Source organism: Saccharopolyspora sp. NPDC045941 (genome assembly GCF_056431445.1).
Window position 1 is genome coordinate 1 of sequence record NZ_JBWKKU010000018.1, and the last position, 12380, is coordinate 12380.

General features: G+C 72.4%; 11 protein-coding genes. 4 read left to right on the forward strand and 7 right to left on the reverse strand.

Features of this window, described 5'->3' with window-relative positions; translation table 11 throughout:
* Window positions 1-107: 107 nt before the first annotated feature.
* On the forward strand, window positions 108-359 hold the full coding sequence (locus AC07FN_RS16615) for a hypothetical protein (protein WP_358575954.1): 252 nt from the start codon (window positions 108-110) through the stop codon (window positions 357-359).
* A 106-nt stretch (window positions 360-465) separates the two neighbouring features.
* Here AC07FN_RS16615 and AC07FN_RS16620 read toward each other — a convergent pair whose 3' ends face one another.
* Entirely contained in the window at window positions 466-1170 is a 705-nt protein-coding gene (locus AC07FN_RS16620; RefSeq protein WP_478396398.1) for a DUF998 domain-containing protein, read from the reverse strand.
* A gap of 69 nt (window positions 1171-1239) precedes the next feature.
* On the opposite strand from AC07FN_RS16620, the gene AC07FN_RS16625 reads away from it, so the two are divergent.
* On the forward strand, window positions 1240-1917 hold the full coding sequence (locus tag AC07FN_RS16625; protein WP_478396399.1) for a TetR/AcrR family transcriptional regulator C-terminal domain-containing protein: 678 nt from the start codon (window positions 1240-1242) through the stop codon (window positions 1915-1917).
* A gap of 57 nt (window positions 1918-1974) precedes the next feature.
* Here the strand turns inward: AC07FN_RS16625 and AC07FN_RS16630 are convergent, their stop codons facing one another.
* Window positions 1975-3168 (reverse strand): cytochrome P450, encoded by a 1194-nt coding sequence (locus AC07FN_RS16630; RefSeq protein WP_478396400.1) that lies wholly within the window; start codon window positions 3166-3168, stop codon window positions 1975-1977.
* 236 nt (window positions 3169-3404) lie between these two features.
* Between AC07FN_RS16630 and AC07FN_RS16635 the strand changes: the two genes are divergently transcribed.
* Window positions 3405-4889 (forward strand): serine/threonine-protein kinase, encoded by a 1485-nt coding sequence (locus tag AC07FN_RS16635; protein ID WP_478396401.1) that lies wholly within the window; start codon window positions 3405-3407, stop codon window positions 4887-4889.
* Window positions 4890-4962: 73 nt separating this feature from the next.
* On the opposite strand, the gene AC07FN_RS16640 is transcribed toward AC07FN_RS16635, so the two are convergent.
* Together AC07FN_RS16640 and AC07FN_RS16645 are read right to left on the reverse strand one after the other, a co-directional pair.
* Window positions 4963-7521: a polynucleotide kinase-phosphatase gene (locus tag AC07FN_RS16640; RefSeq protein WP_478396402.1), complete on the reverse strand. Its 2559-nt coding sequence runs from the start codon at window positions 7519-7521 to the stop codon at window positions 4963-4965.
* Window positions 7521-8915 (reverse strand): 3' terminal RNA ribose 2'-O-methyltransferase Hen1, encoded by a 1395-nt coding sequence (locus tag AC07FN_RS16645; protein ID WP_478396403.1) that lies wholly within the window; start codon window positions 8913-8915, stop codon window positions 7521-7523. The genes AC07FN_RS16640 and AC07FN_RS16645 overlap by 1 nt, the downstream gene beginning before the upstream one ends.
* A 176-nt stretch (window positions 8916-9091) precedes the next feature.
* Here AC07FN_RS16645 and AC07FN_RS16650 point away from each other — a divergent pair, with 176 nt between their 5' ends.
* Entirely contained in the window at window positions 9092-9661 is a 570-nt protein-coding gene (locus AC07FN_RS16650; protein WP_478396404.1) for a hypothetical protein, read from the forward strand.
* Here AC07FN_RS16650 and AC07FN_RS16655 read toward each other — a convergent pair.
* The 3 genes from AC07FN_RS16655 to AC07FN_RS16665 all read right to left on the reverse strand — a co-directional run bounded on the left by AC07FN_RS16655 (window position 9658) and on the right by AC07FN_RS16665 (window position 12365).
* Window positions 9658-10311 (reverse strand): response regulator, encoded by a 654-nt coding sequence (locus tag AC07FN_RS16655; RefSeq protein ID WP_478396405.1) that lies wholly within the window; start codon window positions 10309-10311, stop codon window positions 9658-9660. The two genes, AC07FN_RS16650 and AC07FN_RS16655, sit on opposite strands and share 4 nt — an antisense overlap.
* Entirely contained in the window at window positions 10308-11408 is a 1101-nt protein-coding gene (locus tag AC07FN_RS16660) for a sensor histidine kinase (RefSeq protein WP_478396406.1), read from the reverse strand. Before AC07FN_RS16660 ends, AC07FN_RS16655 begins: the two co-directional genes overlap by 4 nt.
* A 66-nt stretch (window positions 11409-11474) precedes the next feature.
* Window positions 11475-12365, reverse strand: a complete 891-nt coding sequence (locus tag AC07FN_RS16665) for a PfkB family carbohydrate kinase (protein ID WP_478396407.1) — start codon at window positions 12363-12365, stop codon at window positions 11475-11477.
* Window positions 12366-12380 lie beyond the last annotated feature (15 nt).

Consider the following 12380-nt stretch of genomic DNA (forward strand, 5'->3'; position numbering starts at 1 on the left):
CCAGTGGTGAGGACGCGGGCTGGTATCGCCGTCCGGGGCTGTTGGCGGGGATCGCGTTGGTCCTGATCATCGCCCTCAACATCATCTTCGGCTGAGGAGGAACCGACATGGCGAAGACCTCGGGCACCGCGGGTGCCTTCGACATCCGCACCGTGATCGCGCTGCTGTTCGGCATCTTCGGCGCGGTGCTGGTCGTCGTCGGCGCGACCGACGGCGCGGACGAGATCACCAAGTCCGGCGGCATCAACATCAACCTCTACTCGGGCATCGGCATGCTCGTGTTCGCCGCGGCGCTCGTGGTGTGGGCCCGGCTGCGGCCGATCGCCGTTCCCGCCGGGAGCGACGCACCGGAATCCTGATCCGGGACGAACGAGGCGGGGCGCCACCGCTCGGTGGCGCTCCGCCTCGTTCGCGGAGCCCCCTTCGACGGCGGCGAAATCCACTGGGAGTGACCAGGATTCCCCGTCAGCTCGACGCAGGGACCTTCTCGTTGCTGCGGCGCTCGACCTGGGGATTGCTGCCCTGCCGGAGGAGGCGGACGGCGAAAAGCGCGTACCAGACGCCGACGATGCCCAGGCTGATGCGTTGCCACACGCCGTGGTACTGGCCCGTCTGGGTGTCCATGTCGAACGCGGCGGCGGCCATGTAGAGGGTGGCGGGGATCAGGATCGCCGCGATGACGCTGACGACGGCCCAGGCCAGTTCGCCGGGCCGCCGGGCGGAGCGGTAGGCGGTGGTGAGGACGGCGGCCGTCAGCACGCCGAAGGTCGGGAACATGTTCAGGCCGTGCACCCAGCCGTGCAGGGTGGGCTCGGCGGTGCCCTGGCTGCCTACCGGATAGCCGGCGTAGGGGTCGGTGACGAAGACTCCCTGGACGATCAGGCACAGGCCGAGGATGCCGGTGAGAACCGGGATCGCGGCCGAGCCCCGCCCGCCGGCGAGTGCGCGCCGCGCTCCCGCGGCGAACGCGATCGTCAAGGCGCCGGTCGCGATGAAGTTGGTGATCTGTATCCATCCCTGGTCGCCCAGGCTGAGCTCGCTGCCCCAGTGGTGCAGCGGATCGTAGCCGGAGCGCAGCACGCCCTGGACCAGGATGACGACGATGAAGAGCAGGGGGGCGAAACCACAGGCGAGCAGGGCTCGGGTGACCCGGTCGGGACGCGCGGACATCGGTCTCCTTAACAGTGCTAAATCCTTAACGGCGCTAAGCTAGCTTTAGCGATGTTAAGCTGTCAAGCCGTGGAGGATCTGAGCCATGCCAAGCGCGGCGGACTCGAACGCGACTCGGTGGTCGCGACGGCCCTGGACCTGCTCGACGAGGTCGGGCTGGACGGCCTGACCGTGCGCCGCCTGGCCACCGAGCTGGGCGTCAAGTCGCCCGCGCTGTACTGGCATTTCCGCGACAAGCAGGAGTTGCTGGACCTGATGTCCCAGCGGCTTCAGGCGGAGCAGGGGACGGCGGGACCACTCGACGGCGAGCCTTGGCCCGAGTGGATCGCCCGGCGGGCCCACGAGCGCCGCGGCCTCCTGTTGTCCCACCGCGACGGTGCGCGGCTTGTTTCGGGCACCAGCCCGGGGCCCGCGGCGGCGCGGATGTTCGACGCCGAACTGGGAGTGCTCACCGGATTCGGGTTCAGCCCGGTCCAGGCGATGCGCGCGGTCATCGCCATCGGGCACTACATCACCGGGTTCGTCCTGGAGGAGCAGGCCGCGCAGGAGCGGCGGAACCGGGCGGAGTCGGGTGCGGACGAGCGCCGGGGGCGACGCGACCGCGAAGAAGAGGCCGCTCCTCGGGAACGGTTGCCCGTCCTGGAGGCCGCGATCCGCGAGGGCGGTCCACCGGAAGGACCCGAGGCGTTCGAGCAGGGATTGCGGATGCTCATCGACGGAATGCGCGCGCTGACGCGGACGTCGTGAGACCGGGCGGTCGCGCTGTGCGGGGCGCCCGGGTCGTGGACGCCCCGCATCGCGGCTTCACGGGTTGGGGATCGCCACGACCATGTCGCGCAGTTCGTAGCCGCCGATCGCGTCGTTGAACGCGACACGCGGCTCCTTCTTCATGTGCACGCCGGGGAGGGCGAACAGCTTCTTGAGGAAGACATCGGTCTCCATGATCGCGATGTTCGCGCCGGGGCACTTGTGCGCACCGTCCCCGAAGGACAGTCCCGGCGCGGAGGCGTCGTTGAGGGGGCGCCCGGGGCACACCGCGAGCGGCTGGTCGCCCATCGCGCTCGGGTCGGCGTTCGTCGCGCTGACCTGGATGTCGATCACCTCGCCGGTCGGCACGGTGACCGTCTCGTCGTTCTCCGCCGGCAACTCGATCGGTGCCGTGGTGCGCCGCCTGAGGTGGCCGACGACCGGTTCCAGGCGCAGCAGCTCGTGCAGGATCGCGAGCCGCTCGGGTTCATCGGCGGCGCGGTAGCGGTCCAGCAGCGCCTCGTCGGTGAACAGGTGCCACGCGGCGAGGTTGACGAACTCGCGGGTGGTGACCATGCCGGCGGCGGCGAAGGTGATGCACTCGCCGAGGATCTCGGCCGACGAGCAGCCCTCGTCCAGCAGGTGCGAGATCAGGTCGTCGCGGCGCTGCTTGCGGCGCGCGCGGACGGCGGGCCGGACGTCGCCGAAGTAGATCCCGGACCAGTTGGTGGCCTGCCGCCAAATCCAGTAGAGCCCGTTGAGGCTGGTGAAGCCCGGTTCGCCGAATTCCTCCGGGAAGAACCGCTCCAGCCGGTGCTGGAGGCCGGGGCGGCTCTCGGTCAGCCCGATCACCGCGCACGCCACGTCGATGGCGAGGGTGAAGCTCAGGGCCGACAGCTGCGCCTGCCCGGCGCCGCGGAGCTTGTCGAGCTGGGCGTCCGCCACCCGCTCCATCAGCTCCCGGTAGCTCTCGTCCACCCGGCGCGGGGTGAAGTACTTGGCGGTCTGGCGCCGGTGCTCGCGGTGCTCCGGGCCGTCCCGGTACAGCACCGGGCGCCGGATCTTGGCGGGCATCTTCTCGACCGTCTCCACCCCGAGGCCGGCCTGGACGGTGTCGGTGCTGCGCAGCGCGGCGCGTGCCGCGGCGTGGCCCCGGATCGTCCAGACGCCGTCGGAACCGCGGCTGACCGGGCAGCCGCCCTCGGGTTCGCCTCGATCGATCTTGCGTGCGTTCGTCCCGTCGGTCGACATCGGTGGACCGGTCCTTTCCGCAGCCGGGTGGTCGAACATGATCCACTTCTTGTAGCAGCCCCGGGTCGCCCGGCGCACCGGTCGGTGTCGGTTCGTAGCGGAAACTTCACCGGCGGCACCGGGTGACCGGATCACTTCCGTAGGTCGCGATAGGGTGCGGCACTCGGGGTGTTCGGCGCCGTTGTGACTCACCCAATAGGATGACGGCCGATGTCGGTCTTGAGGAGTTACGCACCGTGAAGTGGCAGTTCGGCCCTTACCGGGTGGATGGCTTGATCGCGCGGGGTGGGATGGGCGAGATCCTCCGCGCGTACGACACCCGTCACGACCGCGTGGTCGCCCTCAAGCTCCTGGCCGAGAACCTCGCCGCCGACGAGGAGTTCCGCGAGCGGTTCAAGCGGGAGGCGCACGCGGCCGGCCGGCTGCGGGAGCCGCACGTCATCCCGATCCACGCCTACGGCGAGATCGACGGCCGGCTCTACCTCGACATGCGCCTGGTGGAGGGCAGCGACGTCGGGTCGCTGCTCGCCGCGCACGGCCCGATGCGCCCGGCGGACGCGGTGGCGGTGCTGGAGCAGGTCGCGGAGGCGCTGGACGCCGCGCACCAGGAAGGCCTGGTGCACCGCGACGTCAAGCCGTCCAACATCCTGGTCAGCCACAGCGGGTTCGCCTACCTCGTCGACTTCGGCATCGCCGCGTCGCTGCGCGCCTCCGCGACGCTGACCTCCACCGGCTACACCGTCGGCACGCTCGCCTACATGGCGCCGGAGCGGTTCGACGACGGCCCGGTCGACCACCGGGTGGACGTGTACTCGCTGGCCTGCGTGCTGTACCAGTGCCTGACCGGCGCGAAGCCGTTCGCCGGGGACACCGCGGCGTCGCTGATCAACGCGCACCTCAACCACGCGCCGCCGGCGCCGACCGGCGTCCGCAATGATCTCCCGCGCGAGTTCGACCAGATCGTCACGCGCGGCATGGCGAAGAACCCGGCCGACCGGTTCGGCAGCGCGGGCGAGCTGGCGAGGGCGGCCCGGCAGGCGCTGACCAGCGTCACGGCGATCCCGCCGCAGTTCGCCGCGCTGCCTGCGGCGCCGAAGCGCAAGGGCGGCGCGCGCTGGGTGTACGTCCTGGCCGGGGTCGGCGTGGTCGCGGCCGTGGCCGGGGTGGCGGCCTTCGCGGCGACGATGAACAACGAGCCGGGCCAGGCGATTCCGGTCGGCGACCCGTCGCCGCTGCTGCCGGAGACGAGCGCGGTGCAGACCTCGGCGCCGCCGACGTCCAGCGCGCCGCCGCTGCCGCCCCCGCCGCCGTCTTCCGCGCCCGCCCCGCCGCCGGCGCAGGACACCGCGACGCAGGCACCGGACACCCAGGAGCCGGCGGAGGACCCGGAGACGCCGCCGGCGACACCGGCGCAGACGAAGTGGTGCCAGTCGGTCAGCTACAAGGGCGCGGAACGCGGCACCGGCTGCTTCGAGGCGGTCGGCGACCACCTCTTCGCGCACGACACCAGCAAAGACGGCATGTGGGTCAAGACGCTGTCGGAGACCGACTACGGCCGCAAGGACGAGTGCAAGGACGACAACAGCGCGGAAGGCCCGCCGGTCGACTGCAACCTGGACCTGAGCGAGAAGGGCAAGGTCCGCTTCAAGGTCGAGCTCTGGGACGGCAAGACCAAGGTCAGCGAGACCGCCTGGTCGAAGTTCGTCCCGATCGGCCAGTGATCGCGGATCGGACCGAGGGCCACAGCTCGGCCGCGGCGAAGCACGCCGGGTGGCCGCTCGGGGCGTGACCGGCTCACAGCCGCGGGTCGACGGGCTCGGATTCCAGGGCCAGCACGGCGAAAACGCACTCGTGCACCCGCCACAGCGGCTCGCCCCTCGCGACCCGCTCCAGGCCCTCCAAGCCGAGCGCGTACTCGCGGGTGGCGAGGCCGCGCTTGCGGCCGAGGGACCGCTGGCGGAGGCGCTCCAGGTTCGCCGCCTCGGTGTAGTCGGGCCCGTAGATGATCCGCAGGTACTCGCGCCCGCGCACCTTCACGCCCGGCTGCGCCAGGCCGCGCTGACCCCTGGTGAGGTTCGCCGCCGGCTTGACCACCATGCCTTCGCCGCCGTCGCCGGTCAGCTCCTCCCACCACGCGACGCCCGCCGCCGTCGAGTCCGGGTCGGTGGTGTTCACGGCGAGCCTGCGGGTCGTGGCGAACAGCTCCGGGTCGGCGCCGACGAGCCGGTCCGCCACCGAAAGGTGCCAGCCGTGCTCGCGGTCGTGGAAGGTCCGGCCCTCGGCGGCCAGCACCTGGAACGGCGCGAGCCGCACACCGGTCAGCCCCTCGGTCGGCCAGCAGTACCGCCGGTACGCCTCGCGGTACGCGTCGGCATTCGCCACCCGCGCAACGGTTTTGGCGTGCAGTTCGGCGACGTCCACGCCGCGATGCGACGCGGCGGCCAGGATCTCCACGGCGCTGGGCAGCGCCGCCGACGCCGCAGCACCGACCGCGGCGTACTGGTCCATGATCAGGCCGCGCGCCTTCGCGCTCCAGGGCATGAGCTCGGCGTCCAGGAGCAGCCAGTCCGTCGACAGCTCCTCCCACAACCCGGCCGAAGCAGCGGCCGCGCGCACGCGGCCGAGCAGCTCCTCGGTCTGGTCCGGCGCGAAGAACGGCCGTCCGGTGCGGGTGTGCACCGCGCCCGGACCGTCGATGCCGAACCTGGTCGCGCCCGTCGAAGAATCCCGGCACACCAGCACGATCGCTCGTGAGCCCATGTGCTTCTCCTCGCACAGCACGTCCTGCACACCGGCCGCGCGGTAGCCCGCGAAGGCTTCTTCGGGGTGCTCCAGCACGTCGGGGCGGTTCGAGGTGGCCACCGGCGCCATTGTCGGCGGCAGGTACAGCAGCCACCGCGGGTCGATCGCGAAGCGGCTCATCACCTCCAGGGCCGCGGCCGCCCGCTCGGGCTGGACGGCGATCCGCCCGTGGTGCCGGGTTTCCACCGAACGGCGGCCCGCGACGTCGTCGAGGTTGAGCACGTGCGGCTCCCGCCGCGACACCGAATCCGCCGCCGGGGGCAGCTCCTCGGGCGGCAGCAGCGGGCGTTTCGGCTCGTACCAGACGTGGTGCGCCCGAACCGAGACGACCTCGCGCTCCGGATAGCGCAGCGCCGTGAGCTTGCCGCCGAAGACGCAGCCGGTGTCCAGGCACATCGTGCCGTTGACCCACTCCGCCTCGGGCATCGGCGTGTGGCCGTAGAGCACCATCGCCTTGCCCCGGTAGTCGTTGGCCCACGGGTAGCGCACCGGCAGCCCGAACTCGTCGATCTCGCCGGTGGTCTCGCCGAACAGCGCGAAGCTGCGCACGGTTCCCGACGCGCGGCCGTGGAAGTGCTCGGGCAGCCCCGCGTGGGCCACCACGAGCTTGCCGCCGTCGAGCACGTAGTGCGCGACCAGGCCGTCGCAGAATTCCTCCGCCTGCTTGCGGAATTCCGCGGGCTCGGCCGCGAGCTGCGCCAGCGACTCGGCGAGGCCGTGCGCGATCTTGACGTTGCGGCCGCGCAACGCGCGGACGAACTTCTGCTCGTGGTTGCCGCACACCACCAGCGCGGTCCCGGCCTCGGCCATCCCCATCACCAGGCGGAGCACGCCGGGCGTGTCCGGGCCGCGATCGACCAGGTCGCCGACGAACACCGCGCGCCGGCCTTCCGGGTGCGCGGCGCCGATGGCGCGCCGCTCGTCGTCGCGCTCGATGGCGTAGCCGAGGGATTCGAGCAGTTCCTCCAGCTCGGCCCGGCAGCCGTGCACGTCGCCGATCACGTCGAACGGCCCGGTCTCGGCGCGCTTGTCGTTGAGCAGCGGCTCGACCTCGACGGTGGCCGCCGCCACCTCCTCCACGCTGCGCAGCACGTGCACGCGCCGGAAACCCTCGCGCTGCAACGACTTCAGCGACCGGCGGAGCTCGGCGCGGTGCCGGCGGACGACCGGCGCGCCGAAATCCCGGTCGGGGCGGGCCGCGTTGCGCTCCAGGCACACCGACTCGGGCATGTCGAGCACGATGGCGACCGGCAGCACGTGGTGCTTCCGCGCCAGCTCGATCAACGTGGACCGGGAGCCGCGCTGGACGTTGGTGGCGTCGATGACCGTGATCCGCCCGGCCGCCAGCCGCTTGCCCGCGACGTAGTGCAGCGCGTCGAAGGCGTCCGCGCTGGCCGACTGGTCGGACTCGTCGTCGGCGACGAGACCGCGGAAGTAGTCGCTGGAGAGCACCTGCGTCGGCGCGAAGTGGGTGCGCGCGAAGGTGGACTTCCCCGAGCCGGAGGCGCCGATCAGCACCACCAGCGCCATGTCCGGAATGGACAGTCGCATCACGCCACCGCCGTCCTGGTGAACACCGCCAGCTGCGTCGGCGCCCCGACCTGGGGATCCTCCGGCCCGACGGGCAGGTGCTCTACCGCGTAGCCGTGCCGGTCGGCCACGTCGCCGGCCCACTGCCGGAACTGCGGCCGCGTCCACTCGAAGCGGTGGTCGGCATGCCGGAACGCACCGGCGGGCAGGTTCTCGAAACGCACGTTGTACTCCACGTTCGGGGTGGTGACGACGACGGTGCCGGGCCGGGCGGCGGCGAACACCGCGTGCTCCAGCGCGGTCAGCCGGGGCGGGTCGACGTGCTCGATGACCTCCATCAGCACGGCCGCGTCGAATCCGGCGAGGGAGGTGTCCACGTAGGTCAGCGCGGACTGGCGCAGCACGAGCCGCTCGCGCTGGCGCTCCGGCAGCCGCTCGAAGCGGCGCGCGGCGACCTCCAGCGCGCGGGCCGACACGTCCACGCCGACGATCTCGGTGAACGACGGCTCCTGGATCAGGTCGTGCAGTAGGGCGCCGCCACCGCAACCGAGGTCGAGCACGCGCCGCGCCCCGCTCGCCTTGAGCGCGGTCAGCACGCTTCCGCGGCGCTGCACGGCGAGCGGAACGTCCTTTTCGGACGTTGCGGTCACCGCCGGCTCTGCCATCGCGTCGGCCAGCTCGTCCTCGCCGGACTCGGCCAGCTGCGCCAGGGCCGAGCGCACGTAGGACTTGCGGTGCGCCAGGTACCGGTTGCTGATCAGCTCCCGCTCGGGGTGGTCGGCCAGCCAGCCGTCACCGGCCCGCAGCAGCTTGTCCACCTCGTCCGAGCCGACCCAGTAGTGCTTGCCGTTGTCCAGCACCGGAATCAGCACGTAGAGGTGCTTGAGCGCGGCGGAGACGCGCAGCTCGCCGGACAGCCGCAGGTCCACGTAACTGGAGTCGCCCCAGCCCGGAACCTGCGGATCCAGCGGGACTGGCGCGGCCTCGACCCGCCAGCCCAGCGGCTCGAACAGCTGTGCAGCCAGCTCGGCACCGCCCCGGCACGGCAACGCGGGAACCCGGACCCGCAGCGGAATCGGTGTCTCCGCCAGCTCCGGCCGCGCATCGCAACGCCCGTTCAGCGCCGTCCGGAACACCGAACCCAGCGCCACGGCGAGCAGCGAGCCCGCGGCGTAGGGCCGGTCGTTGACGTACTGGGCCAGCGCGAAGGCGTCGTTCTTCTTGCCGCGCACCAGGTTCACCGGATCGACGTCCAGCAGCAGCGCGGCGGTGCACTCGTCCTCGGCGGCGACAGGATAGAAGACGTGCGCCGTTCCGCCGGCCACTGGGAAGGTCTGCGCCTTCTGCGGATGCTTGTGCAGCAGGAAGCCGAGATCGGTGGCCGGTCGGTGCGTGGTGGTGAGGGTGACGAGCACGGCCACAGTGTGCCCCAACGCCCGGCACCGGCGAACCTCCTTTTTCAGGTTCCAGACCGGGTACGCACACGGACGTACGGCAGGAGTCGACTGCGGCCCGATGTGCCGGCGGGGGAGCCCGGCCAGAGTTGGTCCTGCGGCGCCCCGGATCGCCGCGGGACCAACGGGAGGCGATCGTGTCGAACCGGCCGGCATCGACCAAGCGCGGCTCGCGCCGGCTTTCGCCGCGCGCCTACAAGTTGTGGAGCACGGTGCACCTCGTCGTCGCGTCCGCGTGGCTGGGGGTCACGGCGGCCAAGCTGGTGCTCGGCCTGGCCGCCGTGCTGACCGGTGCTCCGCCCCGCGCGCAGAGCCTGTACGTGGCGGTGGACGCGGTCGACGTGGCGTTCCCGCCGCTGGCGATCGCCACGCTGCTGTCCGGCGTGGTGCTCTCGCTGGGCACCAGGTGGGGCCTGCTGCGGCACTACTGGGTGGTGACGAAGCTGGTGCTGACCGTCGCGGTGATCGTGACCGCGGTGCAGCTGGAAGACCGGTACGTGCGTCGCGCCGTACCGGCCCTGGAGTGGCGGGACGGGGGCACGTTCTTCGACGCCCAGCCGTGGTCGGCCGGACTCCTGCTCGCCTTGCCGGTCGTCCACCTGATCATGCTGGTGGCGGCGACGGTGCTGTCCGTCTACAAGCCGTGGGGCAGAACGCGGAAGGCCGCGGCGCGACCGCCCGTGCGACAGGAGGTGCGGGCGCGCTAGTCGGCGAGGCCGGACTGGTAGGCGAAGACGACGAGCTGGGCGCGATCGCGCGCGCCCAGCTTGATCATCGCCCGGCTGACGTGCGTTCGGGCCGTCGCCGGGCTGACCACCAGGCGCTCCGCGATCTCCTCGTTGTTCAGGCCCTCCGCGACGAGGCCGAGCACCTCGCGCTCCCGCTCGGTGAGCGTGTGCAGCTGCGGGTGCGGGCGGCGCGACCGCGGTGCCATCGACACGAACTCCCGGACCAGCTTCCGCGTCGCCGACGGCGCGAGCAGCGCCTCACCGCCGGCCACCAGCCGGATCGCCCGGAGCAGGTCGACCGGCTTGGTGTCCTTCAGCAGGAACCCGCTGGCCCCGCCGCGCAGCGCGGCGAAGACGTACTCGTCGACCTCGAAGGTGGTCAGCACGATCACCTTGGTGTCCGGCAGCTCCGGGTCCGCGGTGATCCGCCGGGTCGCCTCCAGCCCGTCGACGCCGGCCATCCGCACGTCCATCAGGACCACGTCCGGCCGGTGCTCGCGCGCCGCGGCCACCGCCGCCAGCCCGTCCGCGGCCTCGCCGGCGCAGGTCAGGTCGTCCTCGTTGTCGAGGAGGGTGCGCAGTCCGATGCGGACCAGGTCCTGGTCGTCGACGATCAGCACGGTGATCATGGGCGTCCTTCGGTGGGCAGGCGGGCGTGCACTTCGAACCGGCCGTCGCCGGTGGGACCCGCGGTGAACTCGCCGCCCAGCGCCGCGACCCGCTGCCGCATGCCGGGAACGCCGAGCCCACCGCCGTCGCCCGGGGATCCGGTGAGCGGGTTGGTGACCGTGATGACCAGCGCGTCGGCGGCGTAGTCGAGCGTGACCGACGCGCGCTTGTCGCCGCTGTGGCGCAGCACGTTGGTCAGCGACTCCTGCAGGATCCGGTAGCCGGTCAGGTCGACGGGGGCGGGCAGCTCGCGCGGCTCGCCGGTGGTGGTGAGCTGGACCTGGACGCCGGCCTCGCGCATCCGCTTCCGCAGGTCGTCGAGCCTGGCCAGGCCCGGCGCCGGGCTCTGCGCGGCGGTTCGGCGCACCACGGCCAGGGTCGCGCGCAGCTCCTCCAGCGCATCGCTGCTCGTGCGGCTGATCGCCTCCAGCGCGACTTCGGCCTGCTCGGGCTTCTTCGGCAGCACGTGCAGCGCGACATCCGCCTGCATCTTGATCGCGGCCAGCCCGTGGCCCACGACGTCGTGCACCTCCTGCGCGATCCGCAGCCGTTCGTCGTCGACGCGCTGGCGCAGCGCCTCGGCCCTGGCCCGGGACGCCGCCTCGCGCTGCAGCCGGACCGCGAGCCCCAACGCGAACGGCACCACGACCCACGCCGAACCCGGGATCACGCCGAACAGGCCGGGCAGCGTCGCGCCGCTGGTGAAGATGTGGACCAGCAGCATGAGCAGGGCGGCGAGCGCGGTCGGCACCGAGGTCGCCGGCGGGCGGTGCCTGGCGACCGAGTAGACGGCGATCAGCAGCGCCAGCAGGATCGGGCCGTAGGTGTAGCCCAGCACCAGGTACGTCGAGGTGAGCGCGGCGGCGACGAGCAGCGTCGCGACCGGCCGGCGCCGCCGCAGCACCAGGACCAGCCCGGTGGCGGCCACCAGACCCACGCCGATGGCGTCGACCGGCCGGTGCGCGGCCGCGGTCCAGCGGTCGGCGCCGAGCGTGCCGACGATGCCGACCAACGTGACCAGGGCGGCGAGGACCGCGTCCCCGATCAGCGATTTCATCCCGCGCATGCTCGCAGTTTCCGCGATGTCCGAGCCGCGCGGGTCGTCCCAGGAGCGCACCTCCGCCTACTCCCCCCGACGTAGCAGGAGCTCGGGGAGGCGTTGCAGCCACGCCCGAGGCCCGGGAGTCTCGCACTTCAGCGCGGCGACCGCCGCGGCGCGCTCGATCCTGGCCGGGATGCCCGAGCCGGGCTCGCAGGCGAAGAAGCAGTAGGCGCCGTGGAAGACATCGCCCGCGCCGAGCGTGTCGACCGCCTGGATGCGCGGTGGCGGCACCGCACCGTTGTCGCCGTCGTGCCACCAGCGCACCGGGCCGCCGCCGTGAGTGGTGATCACGGTCGGCACGCCCTGACCGACGAGGGCTCGGGCCGTCGCATCGGTGGTCGGGGCGCCCGGCACCCGGAAGTCGGCCGAGGCGATGACCGCCTCCGCGCGCGGCAGCAGCGGCCGCATGGCCGGCTTCCAGCGCCCGGCGTCCACCACGATCGGCGCCGATGCCGCGTCGGCGGCCGCCTCGGCGAGCACCGGGTGGTGGCCGTCGAGCAGGACGATGTCGGCCGACCCGAGGAGTTCGGCCAGGTCCGGCGCCCGGTGCACCTGCAGCGCGGTGGTGTCGATGCCGACGACCGAACGCTCGCCGGTGCCTCGGGTGACCGCGACGGCGGACACCGGGGCGTCCGCGGTCCGGTCCTCGGCCGCGTCGACGACGGTGACCGAGCAGGCCGCCAGATCGGCTCGGATGACCGCCGCGACCGGGCTGCGGCCGATCGCGGTGACCACCACCGCCTCGCCACCCAACCCGGCGAACGTCACCGCCGCGTTCGCCGCCGGTCCACCGGCCGCGACGAACTGGGCGGCCGCGGTGGCCTTCTGGTCGGCGGCCGGGCGCGCGTCGACGTGGTGCACGACGTCCAGGGTGGTCAGGCCGACGAACACGCCGCGCGGTGGGGCAGCCATGCCGCCAGTGTAGGG